Source organism: Haloferax sp. SDI50 (assembly GCF_059802635.1).
In genome coordinates this window covers 2,181,651-2,198,676 of sequence record NZ_JBPULL010000001.1, presented here as the reverse complement: position 1 = coordinate 2,198,676, position 17,026 = coordinate 2,181,651, and the positions used below count along the sequence as shown (strand labels likewise).

Genomic DNA, 17,026 nt, shown 5'->3' with positions numbered 1-17,026 from the left:
GTGGCAGAGCAGTTATGTGCGTTCCGGATGCGGTGGGCGTTGCGACGCGCCAGCCACCGCGCCGTCTTTCAGCTCTCGGGCGAGCGTTTCGAGGCGATTAGCGACCGTTTCGGCGTCGTCGCCGTTGTCGTGGCCCTCGGCCACGATGTCCACAAGCGCGCTGCCGACGATGATGCCGTCCGCGCCGCTTGCGACGATGCGCTCGGCGTGGTCGCCGCTGCTGATGCCGAAGCCGACCGCCTTGGGCACGTCGTAGTCGGTGAGTCGTTCGAGCGACGAGCCGGTCTGGTCGGAGACGCTCGACTGCGCGCCCGTCGTGCCGAGGCGCGCCTGCACGTAGACGTAGCCCGAGACCCGTTCCATGATGCGGTCGAGGCGCTCGCCGCGGGTCGTCGGCGCGACGATAAACACGAGGTCGAGGCCGAACTCGTCGCAGGCTTCGCGGAGCGGGTCGGCCTCCTCGGCCGGCAGGTCGGGCACGACGAAGCCCTCGATGCCGACCTCGGCCGCCTTCTCGACGAACGGCCGCGGGCCGGGTTCATCGCCGTAGCGGTAGATGAGGTTGTAGTAGGTCATGCAGACCAGCGGCACCGACACGTCGAGGTCCTCGACGAACTCGAAAAAGCGCGTCGGCGTCATGCCGCCTTCGAGCGACCGAACCACCGCGTTCTGGATGGTCGGCCCCTCGGCGATGGGCTCCGAGAACGGAAGCCCGAGTTCGATGACGTCCGCGCCGCCGCGTTCGAGCGCCTCGACGTATTCGAGCGAGGACTCGTAGTCGGGGTCGCCGGCGGCGAGGTAGGGGACGAACGCCGGGCCGTCGGAAAAGGCGTCTTCGAGCGACATCACAGCCCCCCCGTGAACTCGTCCATGTTCGGCGCGATATCGATGTCGCGCTCGTAGGTCTCCTCGATGGCCGATTCGAGGTCTTTGTCGCCGCGACCGGAGACGTTGACCACGACGTACTCGCCGAGGTCGTCGGCCGCCTCGGAGTCGGGCGCGTCGGGACCGACGACCGATTCGAGGTAGCCGAACGCGTGGGCCGACTCCAGCGCGGGGATGATGCCCTCCATCTGCGAGAGCCGGTGGAACGCGGTCAGCGCCTCGTCGTCGTCGACGTTGACGGCGGTGACGCGGCCGGTGTCGACGAGGTACGCGAGTTCGGGGCCGACGCCGGCGTAGTCGAGGCCCGACGACACCGAGTGCGACTCCATAATCTGGCCGTCGCGGTCCTGTAAGAGCCGGGTGCGCGCGCCGTGGAGAATGCCCTCCGACCCGGTCGTGAGCGACGCCGAGTTGGGCGCGACGCCGGCTTCCTCGTCCACTTCGAGCGTCGAGCCGCCGGCCTCGACGGCGTAGAGCGCGGTCTCCTCGTCGTCCACAAACTCCGCGAACGCACCCATCGTGTTCGAGCCGCCGCCCGCGCAGGCGACGACGGCGTCGGGGAGCCGTCCGAGTTTCTCTCTGGCCTGCGTGCGTGCCTCCTCGGAGATGACCGACTGGAAGTCCCGAACCATGCTCGGGAACGGGTGCGGGCCGACGACGGAGCCGATGACGTAGTGGGTGTCCTCGACGTTGGTCGCCCAGTCGCGCATCGTCTCGGAGATGGCCTCCTTGAGCGTGCCGCGGCCGACGGTAACGGGGTTCACCTCGGAGCCGTTGAGCTTCATCCGGAAGACGTTGGGGCGCTGGCGGTTGATGTCGCGCTCGCCCATGTAAATCTCGCAGGGCATATCGAGGTGCGCGCAGGCCATCGCCGTGGCGGTGCCGTGCTGGCCCGCGCCGGTCTCGGCGATGATGCGCTCTTTGCCCATGTACTTCGCCAGTAAGACCTGCCCGAGCGCGTTGTTGAGCTTGTGCGCGCCGCCGTGCAGCAGGTCCTCGCGCTTGAGGTAGACCTCGCGGTCGTAGCGCTCGGAGAGCCGGTCCGCGCGCTGGAGGGGCGTCGGTCGCCCGCCGAAGTCCCGCAGTCGCGCGCGGAAGTCGTCCATGAAGCCGTCTTCGTTGTCGAGGACGTACCGCTCGTACGCGTCGGTCAGTTCCTCGATGGCCGGCATGAGTGCCTCGGGAACGTACTGTCCGCCGTAGTCGCCGAATTTGCCGTCTGCGCTCATTGTGTGAGTGTCTCCGTGTTCTGTCGCACGTCGCCGTCCATGATGGCGGTCCCGACGAGGAGGGCGTCGGCACCGGCCTCGCGCATCCGCTGCGCGTCGTCGACCGTCTTCACGCCGCTTTCAGCCACGAGAAGCACGTCCTCGGGCGCTTCGGGCGCGAGTTCCTCGAACGTACCGAGGTCGACTTCCAGTTTCCCGAGGTCGCGGTTGTTGATACCGACGATGTCGGCACCGGCCGCGAGCGCCGCCGTGAACTCCTCGCGCGTGTGGACCTCCACGAGCGGCTGGAAGCCGCGGTCGCGGGCCGCCTCGACGAGGTCCGGCAGGTCGTCACCGACGAACCGCGCGATGAGGAGCACGAGGTCGGACTCGACGACGTCCAGTTGGGCCTCGTTCATGACGAAGTCCTTGCGGAGGACGGGCACGTCGACGGCCTCGCGGATGCGCCGCAGCGACTCGGCCGAGCCGCCGAAGTGCTCGGGTTCGGTGAGGACCGACAGCGCCGTCGCGCCGCCGGCGACCATCTCGCGGGCCAGTTCGACCGGGTCGTCCTCGCGGACGCCCTCGGTCGTCGGACTCGTGGGCTTCACCTCGGCGATGACGGGGACCCGACCCGCGGCCTCCGTCTCGGCCACGGCCTCGGGGAACGACCGCGCGTCGACCGACACGCGCGTCTCCCCGCCGGGTCGCTCCCGCGCGGCCTCCAAGATGGCGCGCACGTCGGGAGCTAATTCGTCTCCACTAGCGTTCATTGATGTACACTAACGCACGTATCTGTACATAAGACTTGCGTCGGCGGGGACACTCACCGTCTCTCGCGTGCGCGCGGTCGAAAGCGCACGGCGAGGTATCGGCCACACGAACCGAGCGCAGTCACCCCAACCGCACGCCGTCGCCGGAAGGGTCAAGCGTCCGGCGACGGGAGCCGAACGTATGCCCGTCTCGGGAATCTACGCGCGCGAATCGTCCACGCTCGGCCGCCCCGTGCAGGTCGGCGTGGTCAGCGGAAAGGTCATCGACGTCTCGTTTCCGGAGTCGCTGCCGGCGGACGCCGAGTCGGACCACGACCACCTCGACGCCGTGTTAGCCGCCATCGACCGGGGCCAGACGGACCTCTCGTCGGTCCCCATCGGGCTGACCGTCCCGACCGACCAGCGGAGCGTGCTGGAGTCGCTTCGGAACGTCCCGCGGGGCGACACGGTCGACGTGGCGCTTCTCGTCCGCATGGCCGGCCTCGACCCCGAGGACGACGACTCGGAGCGCGTCGTCCGCGAGGCGCTCGCGGCGAACCCGGTGCCGGTCGTCGTCCCCGACCACCGCGTGAAAGACGGCCCGAGCGCCGCGCCCGATGACGTGGTCGAGGCGCTCCGGCAGTCGGAAGGACTCTGATTCTGCGGACCGCCCCTCAGAACGGCATCGCGTCGGTCTCGCGGCGGAGCGCGAGGTAACCGAGCAGGCCGGCGAGGAGGAACAGCGTGCTCGCGAGTCCGACCGACTGGACGCCGGTCGCGAGCTCGGCGAACTGCGAGACGCCGGCGAGGAGGAAGCCGCCGCCGGCGACGTATTTGAGCCGGCTCTCGATGGGGATTCGGAGCGTGACGACGCCGAGGAGCACCGCCGTCAGCCCGAAGGCGGCGTCGGCGGCGAGTCGGAGCGTCGGGTTGCCGGTGGCGAACGCCGCGACGACGAGCGCCAGATAGCCGATGAGCCCCGCCTGCGTCAACTGCCGCGTGTCGATGTCCATACCGGCTACGCGTGGTGCGGACACTTGAACGCATCCCCGCGCCGCGGCCGCGACGGCGGGTGGTTCGGCGGTCGTCACCGACGCCGACGCAGGGAGACCCCGCTACCAGCCGAACAGTTCGTGGCCCGCGAACTCCAGCGCGTTCACGAGGTAGTGGGCGACGACCACGACCAGCAGGCTCTCGGTGAGGACGAACGCCGCCGCGAGGACGAACCCGAGGAGGCCGGTGACGATGATGCCGAGTCGACCCTGCGCGCCGTGCCCCGCGCCGAAGGCGGCCGACGACACGGCCGCCATGAGCCACGGCGACACGTCGAAGCCGGCGGCGACCGCGCCGACGAGCGCCCCCCGGAACAGCAGTTCCTCGAAGCCGGCGATGAGGGGGAGCGCGACCGCGAACAGGAACACCCAGCCCGCGGTCGTCCGCGGCGTCAGCGACTCGCGGACCGCCTCGTCGGGCGCGATGCCGAACCGCTCGCTGACCGACGAGCCGACCCGGTTCGCCCCGTAGAGCGCGAGCCCGAGTCCGACGCCGATAGCGAGCTTCGTCGGGAGGTCGGTGGCGGAGAGGCCGAACGCCGCGGCCGGCACGCCGGCGTACCACGCGCCGAGGCCGAGAAAGCCGCCGAGGAACGCCTGCGAGAGCGCGACGTTGGCGAGCAGGAGGTGCGGCGGGAGGTCGTCGGCGGACGCGGAGCGCTCCGAGACGGCCGAGGCGGGGCGTGCGGTGACGCCGGGTATCGTCCGGTCGGTCTCGGTCTCACAACCGGCCGCAGCGTCGGGGTCCGCGTCGCGGTCGGCGTCGTCCGCAGCGTCGCCCGCCGCGAGCGTCGGCGGCTCGGGTCGCGGCGACGCGTCGGTCGAATCGACCGAAAAAGAGGCCAGCGAGACGGTGTCGGGGGCAGCCGATTCGTCGGAATCGGTCGGTTCGGTGGGGCGCGAAGCGGCGTCGTCCGGCCTATCGACTCGGGCGTTTTGGGAGGGGGCGGAGTCAGCGTCGTCGGGCGCGGCGGGCGCGGCGGAGCCGGTCCCCTCAGCGTGCGGGACGCCGCGAGAAAAGTACGCGAGAGAGAGTAAGACGGCGAGGACGAGGCCGGTGAAGCCCGCGAACGCCGCCCAGTCGGTCATCCGGCGTTACTGCGGGCTGGGGCTCGACGGCCCTTTGACGCCCTGCCCCTTGTTGAGGGCGGAGCCGGTGATGCTCTTGAGGCGGTCCACGAGCGAGTCCTTCTCGGGTTCGCCTTCGAGGGCGACGTCGAGGACTTCGCTGATGTGCGAGACGGGGATGATGTCGACCATCTCCTTGTACTCGTCTTCGATCATCACGTCCTGCTCGTTGGCGGCGGGGATGATGACGGTCGAACAGCCGGCCTTCGCGGCGGCCTCGATCTTGTGGGTGACGCCGCCGACCGGGAGCACGTCGCCGCGCACCGACAGCGAGCCGGTCATTGCGACCGACTGGTCGATGGGGATGTCCTCCAGCGCGGAGATGACGGCGGTCGCGACCGTGATGGACGCGGAGTCGCCGTCGACGCCCTGCTGGCCGGTCTGGACGAACTGCACGTGCACGTCCATCTCCGAGAGGTCCTGGTTGGAGAACTTCTTGATGATAGCCGAGACGTTCTGGACGGACTCCTCTGCCATCTCCTTGAGCTGGCCGGTCGCGATGACCTGACCGGGGCCCTGCGAGGGCGTGACTTCGGCCATCACGGGGAGCATGATACCGGAGTCTTCGCCCATGACGGCGAGACCGTTGACGCGGCCGGTGACGAAGCCGTCGTTGACCGACAGCTCGTAGTCCTTGCGCCGCTCGATGTACTGGTCCGCAATCTGCTGCTCGATGGAGCGCGCGCGGCGCTTGGCCTGGAGCACGTGGTCGCGGGTGGTCAGCTCGGCGTTCTCGCCGCGGGCGATGTCGCCAGCGACGCGGACGAGGCCGCCGAGGTTACGGAATTCGAGGGTGAGGTGGCCCTTGCGGCCGGCGCGGCGGCGGGCTTCGAGGATGAGCTCCTCGACCGCCTCCTCGGTGAAGTGCGGGAGCCGGCCGTCGTTGGTGACCTCCTGGGCCACGAAGCGCGCGTACTTGCGGCGCATCTCGGGGGTGTCCTCGATGGTGTCGTCCATGTACACCTCGTAGCCGTACCCCTTGATACGGGAGCGGAGCGCGGGGTGCATGTTCTCCATCGCGTCGAGGTTCCCGGCAGCAATCATGATGAAATCCGTCGGGACGGGCTCGGTCTGGACCATCGCGCCCGAGGAGCGCTCGGACTGGCCCGTGATGGAGAACTCGCCCTCCTGGATGGCCGTCATCAGGTGCTGCTGGCTGCGCACGTCGAGGGTGTTTATCTCGTCGACGAACAGGACGCCCTTGTTCGACTTGTGAATCGCGCCGGGTTCGACGCGGTCGTGGCTGGGCGTCTCCATGCCGCCGGACTGGAACGGGTCGTGGCGGACGTCGCCGAGGAGGGCACCCGCGTGAGCGCCCGTCGCGTCCTGGAACGGCGCGGACTTCTGGTCGGCGTTGTTCACGATGAGGTTCGGAATCATCGCGTCGCTGCCGCGCGAGCCGTAGCGGAACGCGAGATAGATGATACCCGCGGCGAGGATGCCGAGCAGGACCTGCTGGGCGATGATGAGCGAGTAGCCCAGCACGACCGCGATAATAATCCACATGAGGAACGAGCGCATCTGATTGCGCTTGCGTGCCTCCTCTTTGTGCGCCTCGACGATCTGGTCACCTTTGCCCGCGGGGACCGTGCGGACCTTGGGGCGATTGCCGTCGTCGGGGTTGTGGTAGACGAGCACGTCCTGGAGCTCCTCGCGGGGGAGAAGCTCGGACATCGCCTTGGCGAGCATCGACTTCCCCGTCCCCGGGGAGCCGATCATCATGACGTGGCGGCGCTGCTTGGCCGCCTTCATGATGACGTCGCGGGCGTGTTCCTGCCCGATAACCTGGTCGACGAGGCGGTCCGGGACGGGAATCTCGTCGGTCGTCTCTATCTGGAGACCACCGAGGAGGTCGTTCTCGTCCACGTTCTCGGCCACGTCGGCGTCGATTTCGACATCGCTCCCGAGGTCGTCGATCGTCTTCTTGTCGACCTCTTCGGCCTCGTCGTGCTGGAGCGACCCCCCGTCGTCGATACCCTCTTCCGAGGGCGCGTCGTCGGGTGAATCCTCCCGCTCGTGGAGGCTGTCGTCGGTGTTCGTATCGTTACTCATAGAACTGTCGTCGCTACTCCTAACGTAGGCCCTGCGACTGATATACTTTCTCCCCGTCACCATCCGGTGGCTCTTGCCGTAATCTCGCGTTTCGACCTTCCTACCACCAGAATACCGGAGTTCTCCGAACTCGGCGTATTTATAAGTAATCCGGACTAACGCCCGACGCATGCGGGGGTTCTACATCGGCCGGTTTCAGCCGTACCACAACGGCCACCACCGAATGGTCGAAGAGATTGCCGCCGAGGTCGACGAGCTCGTCCTCGGTATCGGGTCCGCGGGCGACTCCCACTCGCCGCGGAACCCGTTCACCGCGGGCGAACGAATCATGATGGTCAACAAGGCCGTCTCGGATTTCGACATCACGACCTACGCGGTCCCCATCGAGGACCTCGACCGCAACTCGGTGTGGGTCAGCCACGTCCAGTCGATGTCCCCCGCGTTCGAGGTGGCGTACTCCAACAACCCGCTCGTCATTCAACTGTTCACGGAGGCGGGCGTCGAAGTCCACCAATCGCCCATGTTCAACCGCGAGGTGCTGGAGGGCACGGAGGTCCGCCAGCGCATGATAGAAGACCGCGACTGGGAGTCGCTCGTCCCCGACGAGGTGGCCGACGTGGTCCGCGAAATCGACGGTATCGAGCGCCTCCAGCGCGTCACGGCCACCGACGGGGCCGAGCGCGTCGACGACGACGAGGACCCCAACCCCTGTTGAGATGATTACGCTCGCGTCCGACTTCGGGCTGGCGTACCCCGCCGCGATGAAGGGCGTCGTCCTCTCGCGGACCGACGCGCGACTCGTGGACGTGGCCCACGACCTCCCGCGACAGGACGTTCGCGCGGCCGCCTTCTGGCTCCGCGAGACGCTTCCGTACTTCCCGTCCGGGGTCCACCTCGTCGTTGTCGACCCCGGCGTCGGCACCGACCGCCGTGCGGTGGTCCTCCGGGTCGGTGGCCACGTCTTCGTCGGCCCCGACAACGGCGTCCTTCGTCCGCCGGCGAGGCGCGTGGCCGCCGAACTCGACGACGACGCGCCCGTCGAAGCCTACGAAATCGACGTTCCGAACCCCGAGTCGACGACCTTCCACGGGCGGGACGTGTTCGCGCCCGCGGCCGCCGACGCCCACGTCGCCGGCGCGTCGGCGCTCGGGTCGGTCGACCGCTTCGAACCGATTCCCGTCGACTCGCTCTCCGAGTGCCGCCTCCCCGAAGCGACCGTCTCCGACGACGGCCGCGAGGCGACCGGCGAGGTGCTGGTCGTCGACGGCTTCGGCAACTGCATCACGAACGTGCCGGGCGCGTTCGTCCGCGACGCGGCGGGCGAGACCGTCTCGGTGAACGGCGAGTCGGTTCCCGTCGGTCGCACGTTCGAAGCCGTCGCGCGCGGCGAGAAACTGGTCACGGTCGGCAGCCACGGCAACGTCGAGTGCGACGTGAACCACGGTCGCGGCGACGAGGCGTTCGGCCTCGCGCCCGGCGACCGCGTCGAACTCCGGGTCGACTGATGGCGGCGCTGCTTTTCGTTTCGGCCCCCGCCGCCGTCGCCGTCCCCGAAATCGACCCGTTCGCGGTGATGAACGTCGTCGGCCTGCTCGCGTTCGCGGTCGCCGGCGCGCTCAAGGCCGCCGAGGCCGGCCTCGACGTGTTCGGCGTCTCCGTGCTCGGCATCGTGACCGCCCTCGGCGGCGGGACGACCCGCGACGTGCTCGTCGACCGGCTGCCGGCCTCGCTCGCGGGGACGTGGGACATGAGCGTCGCGCTCGTCGGCGTCGCCCTCGCAATCGTCCTCATCCACTCGATGGAGGGGCGCGTCCGCGACCACCCGGCGTTTCTGACCACCGACGCGGTCGGGCTGTCGGCGTTCGCGGCGACCGGCGCGCTCGTCGGCATCGACGCCGGCGTCACGTCGTTCGGCGTCGTTATCCTCGCGACCATCACGGCCGTCGGCGGCGGCTCAATCGCCGACATCCTCATCGGGCGCGTGCCGGTCGTCCTCCGCGACGACTTCTACGCGACGCCCGCCGTCGTCGGCGGCCTCGCCTTCCTCGCGGCCCGCGCGGTCGGCGCTCCGACGGGCGTCCCCTCGGGGCTGTGCGCCGCGGTCGTCTTCTCGGTTCGGCTGCTCGCGCTCCGCTACGACTGGCGGTTACCGCGGGTCTGAGGCGGGGCTGGGAGACCACCGGGAACGGAATCCCTACAACTCGTTTTCGACGCGCCGTTCCGCCGACCGAACCTCGCTTACGATGCTCTCGCGCTCGAAGTAGAGCATCTCGACGCCGACGACGACCACGGCGAGCGCGAGGACGGTCCAGAACGTCCCGCGCTCGGCGTCGAACAGATGCCACAGGAGCGCGGTCGCGGAGCCGATTGCGCCGACGGTTCCGACGGCCGGAATCGCGGTCGTCGCGAGGTCCTCGCGCTCCCGGAACGCGAGAAACGAGAGGCCGCCGAAGATGCTGATGAACGCGAGCGACGCGAACGAACTGATGGCGTCCAGACTCCCGAGAAAGGCGAACCCGGCGGCGAGCACGCCGAGGGTCGCGAGCGGGCGAACCGGCTCGTCGGCGGACTCGTCGCGGAGGCGACTCGGGAGCAGGTCGTCGGCGACGAGGCGCTTCGAGAGCCGCGCGGAGCTGAACAGCGTGGCGTTGATTGCGCTCCCCGTCGAAAACAGCGCCGCGACGGAGATGAGAACGAACCCGGCCTGCCCGAGGAACGGCCGGGCCGCGACGGCGAGCGCGGTCTCGGCGTGCTGTTGGATGGCGTCAACCCCGGCGAGGTTGGTCGTGACGAGCGCGACCAGGATGTACAGCCCCGTCGCGCCCGCGATAGAGATGTAAATCGCCTTTCTGACTGTCTCCCGGGGGTCAGCGATGTTCTCTTGGTCGAACAGCAGGAGCTCCCAGCCCTCGAAGGCGACGAAGGAGACGGCGGCGGCGACGAGCGGGCCGATGCCGAGGTTCGACAGCCCAAAGGAGAGGCCGCCGTGGGTCGCGCCGTAGGCGACGCCGCCGACGCCGAACACGAGCAGGATGGCGACTTTGAGGCCGACCAGAACGTCTTCGGCCCGCCCCGAGGCGTGCGCCCCGAAGACGTTGAGGCTCACGAACGCGGCGACGGTGAGCGCGGAGACGAACGGCTGTATCGAGACCGACGCGACCGTCGAGACGCCGGTGAGTTCGACGAAGTAACCGCCGAAGGCGTAGGCGTACATCGCCATCGTCCCGACGTAGCCGAAGACGAACGTCCAGCCCACGACGCCCGCGAGCGTGGTGTTGTCGTCGGTGAAGCGCTCGACGTAGCCGACGGGCGACCGCGGCGACTCGCACAGCCCGTTCAGTCGGAGCAGTGAGTAGCCCGCGCAGACCGCGAGGACGCCCGCGACGACGAACGCCGCCCACGCGAGGGTTCCGGCCGCGCCGGCGACGACGCCGAGCACGGCGAAGATGCCGCCGCCGACCATGCCTCCAATCGCCATCGACACGGCTTCCGGAAGCCCGACTTCGTCGGACATGGCGTGCAGTTCGACGCTCGCGACGGAAGAACGTAGCGGCCAGTTGAGAGGTATTATTCGGCGGCGCGGCTCCGGAGAGAGTAGCTGTGGGCGGCACGACCGCGAAAAGCGACACGAAGTGGCCCGGCGGCGGAAACGCCGCCGGAGGTGGGTTTGGTGGGGGGGAGCGTGTTCTGCGGGCGGTTCCGGTTACTTGGCGGCGATGACGTCGTCGATACGGACGATCATCGTCGCGGCCTCGGTCGCGGACTCGATGGCTTCGCGCTTGACCGCGACGGGGTCGATGACGCCGAGTTCGACGGGGTCACCGATTTCGCCGGAGCGACCCGAGGAGATGATGCCGGCGATGCCCTCGTTCTCGTAGCGGGCGCGGAGGTCGACGAGCGCGTCGATGGGGTCCATGCCGGTGTTCTCCGCGAGGGTGCGCGGGAGCGCCTCGACGGCGTCGGCGTAGGCCTCGACGGCCAGTTGCTTGCGACCCTCGATGCCGGCGGCCTCCGAGCGGATGCGGTCGGCGATGGCGATTTCGGTCGCGCCCGCGCCGGGGACGACGCCGCCCTTGTCGATGGCGGCGACGACCACGTCGACGGCGTCTTCGATGGCGCGTTCGAGTTCGTCGACGACGTGTTCGGTGCCGCCGCGGAGGAACAGCGTGACGGCCTTGGCCGCCGCGCCGCCCTCGACGAACGCGAGGTCGTCGTCACCGAAGCTGCGGATGCTGACGGCGTCGACGCGGCCGAGGTCGGACTCGTCGAGGTCGGACAGCGAGCCGAGGCGCTTCGCGCCGGTCGCGCGGGCGAGGGCTCGGGCGTCGGACTTCTTCACGCTCTTGAACGCGAGGATGCCCGCGTCAGCGAGGAAGCCCGCGACGCGGTCGTCGATGGACTTGGTGCAGAACACCACGTCGACGCCGGCGTCCGCGAGCGCCTTCGCGTAGCCGCGGAGTTCGCTGTCCTCGGCGTCGATAGCGGCGGTAAGCTGGTCGACGGAGGTGATGTTGTACTCGGTGTCGACCTCGCTCTTGCGCACGTCGAGTTTCATGTCGAGGACCGCGACGGTCGCGTCGGAGACGGACCGCGGCATGTTCTCGTTGACGGGCTCCTTGTCGAGGACGACGCCTTCGACGAGTTCGGTCGCCGAGGAGGACGCGCCCGTGCGGGTGAGCACGCGAACGTCGTCGCGGTGGAACACACCGTTGTCGTCTTCGTGGACCATCTGGACCGCCTTGACGACGTGTTTGGCGAGCACGTCGGCGGTCACGTCGCCGGTGCCCTTGCCGGTCATGGAGGACTCAGCGACCTTCCGGAGCAGGTCGTCGTCGAGCGTCACGTCGAGAACCATGTCGTCGATAGCGTCCTGGGCGATGCGGGCGGCCTCGGTGTAGCCCTCGACGATAACCGTCGGGTGGAGGTCGTCGTCGAGGAGGTCCTCGGCGTGCGCGAGGAGTTCGCCGGTGAGGACGGCCGCGGTGGTCGTGCCGTCGCCGACTTCCTCCTCTTGGGTCTGGGAGACTTCGACGAGCATCTGCGCGGCGGGGTGCTCGATGTCCATCTTCTCCAGAATGGTCGCACCGTCGTTCGTGATGACGACCTCGCCCGAGGAGTCGACGAGCATCTTGTCCATGCCGCGTGGCCCGAGTGTGGTCCGTACGGCTTCGGCGACCGCCTTTCCAGCGCGGATGTTGGAGTCCTGCGCTGAGCGGCCGTGCGTTCGGTTCGTCCCCTCTGCGAGAATGTATAACGGTTGCTGCATTCGTGAAGCCATGTTGAAACCTCAACCGCTATCAACGATTGCAGTTCTATAAATACGTTTCGTCGGAAGTGAGCTACGAAATCGCACGACAGGGCGACGGTTTTCGAATCTCGTCCGAGGTGTCAACGGCCCGAGTCAGCGACCGGGTGAGGTTCCGTCGAGACGGGTGCAGGACTACTCGTCGAGCGGGTGGACGGTGAGCGTCCCGTCGCCGAACAGCGAGACGAGGTGTCCCGCGTACTGGAACGAGAACCGCCGAGACGGGTCGTGAGAAGGGTGAAAGAGAACGTCGAGGGCTTCGGGGTCGACGCCGATGTCCGAGAGCGGCGGGAGTTCGAGTGGGCTGAGTTCCGTGGCCGTCGCGACCGCCGAAGCGATGGCGACCGCCACCTCGTCGTACCGGTCGACGGAGGTGGTTACCACGGACCCAACTCCATCTTCGAACGGGTCGTCCATACAGTCCGAATGGGTAGTCGGCTACCTATTGATGTGGGTTGATTATGTAACCCGCTATTGTTGGGGTCGCTCGTCTCGAATTCGCTCTGCGAGCGTCCGGTACGCGCGTTTGAGGCGGGCGGCGACCGCCTGCCGCGAGATGCCAAGCTCCGCGCCGAGTTCGGCCAGCGACGTGGCCCGGTGTTCGTCGAAGTAGCCGCGTTCGAGCGCGAGCAGCAGGGCTTCGAGTTGCGTGTCGGTCAGCCTCTCGCTCGCAGGCGCTTCCTCGGCCGCGACCGTGGTGATGCGGTCGAACTCGGTGTCGATGCCGCGGGCCGTCCACTCGCGTCTGAGGTCGGTGAGCGCGCGGTGCGACGACACCCGAAGCTTGAGCCACCACGAGTCGACGGTCGAGCGGCACTCCAAGAGGACCGCGTCGCGTTCGACCAGCGCGTCGAAAATCGGGACCCGAGAGACGTTCCAGCTGACGCCGTAGAGCGCCCGACTCGGGACGGATTCGACGAGCGTGAGGTCGTCGACGCTCGGAAGCGACTGCACCGCGTCCCCGAACGACGCCGCGTCGGGGCCGCGAACCCAGACGAACGACACCGACTGCGAGCCGGTCGGAACGGAGCGTTCCAGTTCGAGTTCCACGTCGTGTTCCGCGAGCGCGGAACCGAACGGGAGCGCGGACAGCGGCGCGACGACCTCGGCGATGAGGCACACGCGTGAACGATAGGGGTACCAAGCCAAAAAGTTGCGTTTCAGGCTCTCTCAGTACCGTCGTGGAGGAATGAACGTCACGCGCCGGTGAACGAACGTCGCGGGCGAGCGGCCGATACTGTGAGCGCGGTGAAACGACTACGGCGGATTCTACAACCTATTTGGCGGCCACCGGAGAGTGACACCACAATGCTGGAGTTGGAACACGGGTTCAGGGTCGTGGACGTGAACGCCCGCCTCGACCCCGACGAGCGGTCGGTCGCGGTGCGCGGGCGGGAGATAAGCCCCGAGCGCCTGGAGCGCGAACTGCATCAGGCGGGCGTCGTTCGCGCCGTCGTCTCGCCGGGCGCACAGCGGGTCGCGGGGAGCTACCTCCGCCCGAACAACGCTGTCGCGCGGATGAGCGTCGACCGCCCGTTTCTGGCGTTCGCCCGCATCAACGGCCCGCGCGACCCGAGCGGCCGGGCCTCGGCGCGACTCCGGAACCTCAGGTCGTCGCGGGCGGACCACCACGCCGACCCCGACGACATCGAACAGTACGCCTACGACGACCGCTTCCACGGCTTTTCGCTCGCGCCGGCGGTCGACGGGCTCCCGGACGACGAGACGCTGGCGATGCTGGAGGACGTGGGGCTGCCGGTCTTCGTCGAAGGCGGGCAGGCCTTCGAGCCGAGCGCCGTCGCCGAGTCGCTGCTCGGGCGGTTCCCGGTCATCCTGTCGGGGTTCGGCGGCTTCCCGCTCGACCGCGGGCTGATGGACGAGGCTATCGACCTCCTCGACGACCACGAAGACCTCTATCTCGACACGAGTTTCGTCCGCTACCGGAGCGTGCTCGAACGCGCGCTGCTCGAACACCCGGACCGGGTGCTGTTCGGCAGCGGCGCGCCCGAGACCCACCCGAACGTGGGCGTCATGGAGATACTGACGCTCGACGTGTCGGAAGACGCGCTGGCGAAGGCGTTCTCGAAGAACGCGGCGCGGGTCATCGCGGCGCTCGGCCCCGGAGAACGGTAAGGCGGCGAATCAGCGCCGGTCGTATCGGGCGACGGCGCGGTCGGCGCGCTTCGACCGGCCGTGGGGGTTCCGCGTGCGAGTTCGGTCGCGGGCGCGGGCGACCAACCCGTCGGAGACGCCCGTGGCGATGCCGCCGACCACGTCGCGGCCGGTTCCGACCCAGCCCGACGGCGTCACGTCGCCTCGCAGGACGCCGAGGGCGGCGTCGACGCCGTCCGAAACCGCGTGTTTCACCGTCCGCTTGACGGTCCCCGGTCTGATGCCGTAGTTCTTCACGAGTCGATAGGTCAGAGAGCGGTACTTCCAGCCCCAGTCGCGCTCCGAGACGCCGCCGTCGGCCTCGAACTCGCGGCGGACGCACATCTCGGGAGCCCACGCGACGGAGCGGTCGAAACCGGCGAGGCGGTGGGCCGCGTCGCGCGCGCCGCCCGTCTGGAGGTACTCGTCGAAGCCGTCGAGGGCGTCGATGGCCCCGCGGCGGAACGCGACGTTGCCGCCGTTGAAGTACGTCACCGAGCGGCCGCCGATGGCGTTCCGTTCGAGCGACTCGGTCGTCATGCCGTTGCGGAGCGTCTGGTGCATCGGCCCGGTGACCACGTCGGCGTCTGCGATGCCGGCTTCGAGCGCCGACAGCCACGACGACTCGACGGAGAGGTCGTATCGAAGGAGTGCGACCACGTCGCCGCCGACGACTTCGAGGCCGGCGTTACGGGCGACGTTGAGATTGCGGTCGGAGATTTCGACCAGCACGTCCACGTCGTCGCGCTCTCTCACCATCCCGGTCGTGCCGTCGGCGGAGGGACCGTTGACGACGACGACTTCCGCGTCGGGGGCGTGCTCGGCCAGCGCGTCGAGGCTGGTGGCGAGCCGGTCCCGACCGTTGAGCGTCGGGAGCACAACCGAGAGGTCCATACCCGACAGTTGCGGTGGACGTACTTAAATGTGAATCGAGAATCGTGCTAAAATCTGCCGTGAGAACGCCTCACTCGGCGTCGCTCGCCCGAGTCGCCGCGCGGGACGACTCGTCGGCGGATTCGACCCGCGCGTTCCAGTACGACACGGACGCGAGGTCATCGCCGAGCGGCGAGTCGCCGACGGCGAGGTCGAGCGAGCGGAAGGGCTGTGCGATGCCGTTGGGGACCTTCCGGTAGAAGCCGAACGGGATGACGAAGTCGTGCTTCGCGTCTGCGAGGTCGAGTCCGGCGTCGCCGAGCAGCCGCCGCACGTCGCGTTCCGAGTAGAGCCGCGACCCCATCGGGAGCAGCCAGTTGTAGGCCACCCGGAGGCTCCCGTCGTTGAAGGTGTCGAAGAACACCTGTTCTTTCGAGACGCGGGCCATCTCGGCTAAGAACTTCGCCGGGGTGTCCGCGAGGTGGAAAAACCGCATCGCGAACACCGCGTCGAAGTGGTCGTCCGGGAACGGCAGCCGCGCCGCGTCGCCGCGGAGGAACTCGATGCGGTCGGCGACGCCCGCTCTGCGGGCCTTCTCCCGCCCCTGTACCATCATCGCCCGCGAGATGTCCAGTCCGACGACGTTCGCCCCCTCCTGGGCGAGCATCACGGTGAACCGGCCGGTCCCGCAGGCGATTTCGAGGATGTTCTTGTCCTCGACGGGGCCGAGCGCCGCGAGGACCGCCTCCTTCTCTCGCCGGTCGATGAGGCGACCGCCCTTGGAGAACCGCTTCGAGTCGTACTCCTGGGCGACCTCGTCGGCCTGGTACCACTCCTTTCCTTTCACGCTACGCATACTCGCGGGGGGGACCGTAAAACGGTACTGGATACGCGGTGCGGAAGCGGGGTTCGACGGACGAAGGGGAGGTGTTTTCGTCCGCCGAGCGCGTACCATGGTATATGCCAACGTGTAGAAGCTGCGGCGCGACCTGCGAGGCGGACGCGTTAACACGACACGTCAGCGAAGGGTGGCTCGTCGTCCACTGCCCGGACTGTCACGCGCCGCTCGGGAGCTATCGACTCGGCACTCCAGCGGTCGATACGATGCGAAACGAGGAGTGAGACGCCTACTCGCGGTCGATTTTCCAACAAACGCACGATATTAATATGTGTATTATGTGTCTGGATTCTTTTCACACACTTGTAGCTAACCCTTAACACGGAGCAACCGACTGTGACGGGTATGAGCACCACCACCGCAGAGCCAGATACTGAAGACCTGCTCTCGGAAGCCGAGTTCCGAGAGCGCCTCCGCGAGCTTCCCCCGAGCGCGAAGCTCGTCGCAAAAGTCCTCGAAAGCGACGCGCCCCTCTCGCAGGGCCAGCTCGCGGAGGAGTCGCTGCTGCCGGACCGCACCGTCCGCTACGCGCTCAACCGTCTCGAAGAGTCCGACCTCGTCGGCTCGCGCTACTCCTTCAAGGACGCGCGAAAGCAGGTCTACTTCCTCAACACGTAAGCGCGCGGTCCCACCGATAGCGCGACAGACCACCGCCCGCGGGGGCGCACTCCCGCAGACCAAGCCACCACTTCTCTCGAACGACCTAACCCGCCGGCGAGCGT

Annotated in this window: 19 protein-coding genes; 7 read left to right on the top strand and 12 right to left on the bottom strand. The window is 68.3% G+C overall.

The features are described from left to right. Positions 1–12: 12 nt before the first annotated feature. Genes trpA through trpC form a run of 3 tightly spaced genes read right to left on the bottom strand, consistent with a single transcriptional unit; the run spans position 13 to position 2,866 of the window. Complete coding sequence (gene trpA / locus ACSR87_RS11595; RefSeq protein ID WP_498530570.1) at positions 13–846, bottom strand: tryptophan synthase subunit alpha; 834 nt, start codon at positions 844–846, stop codon at positions 13–15. Next, positions 846–2,114 (bottom strand): tryptophan synthase subunit beta, encoded by a 1,269-nt coding sequence (trpB, locus tag ACSR87_RS11590; protein WP_498530569.1) that lies wholly within the window; start codon positions 2,112–2,114, stop codon positions 846–848. Before trpB ends, trpA begins: the two co-directional genes overlap by 1 nt. After that, positions 2,111–2,866 (bottom strand): indole-3-glycerol phosphate synthase, encoded by a 756-nt coding sequence (trpC, locus tag ACSR87_RS11585; protein WP_498530568.1) that lies wholly within the window; start codon positions 2,864–2,866, stop codon positions 2,111–2,113. The genes trpB and trpC overlap by 4 nt, the downstream gene beginning before the upstream one ends. 181 nt (positions 2,867–3,047) lie before the next feature. On the opposite strand from trpC, the gene ACSR87_RS11580 reads away from it, so the two are divergent. Continuing rightward, positions 3,048–3,503: an MGMT family protein gene (locus ACSR87_RS11580; protein WP_498530567.1), complete on the top strand. Its 456-nt coding sequence runs from the start codon at positions 3,048–3,050 to the stop codon at positions 3,501–3,503. Between the two features lie 16 nt (positions 3,504–3,519). Here the strand turns inward: ACSR87_RS11580 and ACSR87_RS11575 are convergent, their stop codons facing one another. The 3 genes from ACSR87_RS11575 to lonB all read right to left on the bottom strand — a co-directional run bounded on the left by ACSR87_RS11575 (position 3,520) and on the right by lonB (position 7,077). Further along, complete coding sequence (locus ACSR87_RS11575) at positions 3,520–3,858, bottom strand: hypothetical protein (protein WP_498530566.1); 339 nt, start codon at positions 3,856–3,858, stop codon at positions 3,520–3,522. A gap of 102 nt (positions 3,859–3,960) precedes the next feature. Beyond that, the gene (locus tag ACSR87_RS11570) at positions 3,961–4,986 is read right to left on the bottom strand and encodes a CPBP family intramembrane glutamic endopeptidase (protein ID WP_498530565.1); all 1,026 of its coding nucleotides are present in this window, start codon (positions 4,984–4,986) and stop codon (positions 3,961–3,963) included. Positions 4,987–4,992: 6 nt separating this feature from the next. Continuing rightward, positions 4,993–7,077, bottom strand: a complete 2,085-nt coding sequence (lonB, locus tag ACSR87_RS11565; RefSeq protein ID WP_004064360.1) for an ATP-dependent protease LonB — start codon at positions 7,075–7,077, stop codon at positions 4,993–4,995. A 169-nt stretch (positions 7,078–7,246) separates the two neighbouring features. Here lonB and ACSR87_RS11560 point away from each other — a divergent pair, with 169 nt between their 5' ends. The 3 genes from ACSR87_RS11560 to ACSR87_RS11550 are packed head-to-tail and all read left to right on the top strand — an operon-like array spanning position 7,247 to position 9,238. Continuing rightward, entirely contained in the window at positions 7,247–7,792 is a 546-nt protein-coding gene (locus ACSR87_RS11560) for a nicotinamide-nucleotide adenylyltransferase (protein ID WP_006600584.1), read from the top strand. Position 7,793: 1 nt separating this feature from the next. Continuing rightward, positions 7,794–8,582: an SAM hydrolase/SAM-dependent halogenase family protein gene (locus ACSR87_RS11555; RefSeq protein WP_498530564.1), complete on the top strand. Its 789-nt coding sequence runs from the start codon at positions 7,794–7,796 to the stop codon at positions 8,580–8,582. After that, a complete protein-coding gene (locus ACSR87_RS11550; RefSeq protein ID WP_498530563.1) occupies positions 8,582–9,238 on the top strand; it encodes a trimeric intracellular cation channel family protein in 657 nt (218 codons plus the stop codon). Before ACSR87_RS11555 ends, ACSR87_RS11550 begins: the two co-directional genes overlap by 1 nt. A gap of 33 nt (positions 9,239–9,271) precedes the next feature. Here ACSR87_RS11550 and ACSR87_RS11545 read toward each other — a convergent pair whose 3' ends face one another. The 4 genes from ACSR87_RS11545 to ACSR87_RS11530 form a co-directional block, all read right to left on the bottom strand. After that, on the bottom strand, positions 9,272–10,591 hold the full coding sequence (locus tag ACSR87_RS11545) for an APC family permease (RefSeq protein WP_498530562.1): 1,320 nt from the start codon (positions 10,589–10,591) through the stop codon (positions 9,272–9,274). A 189-nt stretch (positions 10,592–10,780) separates the two neighbouring features. Continuing rightward, on the bottom strand, positions 10,781–12,343 hold the full coding sequence (gene thsA, locus ACSR87_RS11540; protein ID WP_498530561.1) for a thermosome subunit alpha: 1,563 nt from the start codon (positions 12,341–12,343) through the stop codon (positions 10,781–10,783). Between the two features lie 174 nt (positions 12,344–12,517). Then, positions 12,518–12,799 carry a HalOD1 output domain-containing protein gene (locus ACSR87_RS11535; RefSeq protein ID WP_004064366.1) on the bottom strand — a complete coding sequence of 94 codons (282 nt, stop codon included), beginning with the start codon at positions 12,797–12,799 and terminating at the stop codon, positions 12,518–12,520. A gap of 54 nt (positions 12,800–12,853) precedes the next feature. Next, positions 12,854–13,504 (bottom strand): helix-turn-helix domain-containing protein, encoded by a 651-nt coding sequence (locus ACSR87_RS11530; protein ID WP_498530560.1) that lies wholly within the window; start codon positions 13,502–13,504, stop codon positions 12,854–12,856. A 186-nt stretch (positions 13,505–13,690) separates the two neighbouring features. On the opposite strand from ACSR87_RS11530, the gene ACSR87_RS11525 reads away from it, so the two are divergent. After that, entirely contained in the window at positions 13,691–14,515 is an 825-nt protein-coding gene (locus ACSR87_RS11525) for an amidohydrolase family protein (RefSeq protein ID WP_498530559.1), read from the top strand. 9 nt (positions 14,516–14,524) lie between these two features. Here ACSR87_RS11525 and ACSR87_RS11520 read toward each other — a convergent pair whose 3' ends face one another. After that, entirely contained in the window at positions 14,525–15,427 is a 903-nt protein-coding gene (locus ACSR87_RS11520) for a glycosyltransferase family 2 protein (RefSeq protein ID WP_498530558.1), read from the bottom strand. Positions 15,428–15,497: 70 nt separating this feature from the next. Continuing rightward, the gene (locus ACSR87_RS11515; RefSeq protein ID WP_498530557.1) at positions 15,498–16,253 is read right to left on the bottom strand and encodes a class I SAM-dependent methyltransferase; all 756 of its coding nucleotides are present in this window, start codon (positions 16,251–16,253) and stop codon (positions 15,498–15,500) included. A 113-nt stretch (positions 16,254–16,366) separates the two neighbouring features. On the opposite strand from ACSR87_RS11515, the gene ACSR87_RS11510 reads away from it, so the two are divergent. Next, positions 16,367–16,528 carry a hypothetical protein gene (locus ACSR87_RS11510; protein WP_498530556.1) on the top strand — a complete coding sequence of 54 codons (162 nt, stop codon included), beginning with the start codon at positions 16,367–16,369 and terminating at the stop codon, positions 16,526–16,528. Between the two features lie 121 nt (positions 16,529–16,649). Further along, the gene (locus ACSR87_RS11505; RefSeq protein WP_004044165.1) at positions 16,650–16,922 is read left to right on the top strand and encodes a winged helix-turn-helix domain-containing protein; all 273 of its coding nucleotides are present in this window, start codon (positions 16,650–16,652) and stop codon (positions 16,920–16,922) included. The last annotated feature ends 104 nt before the right edge of the window (positions 16,923–17,026 follow it).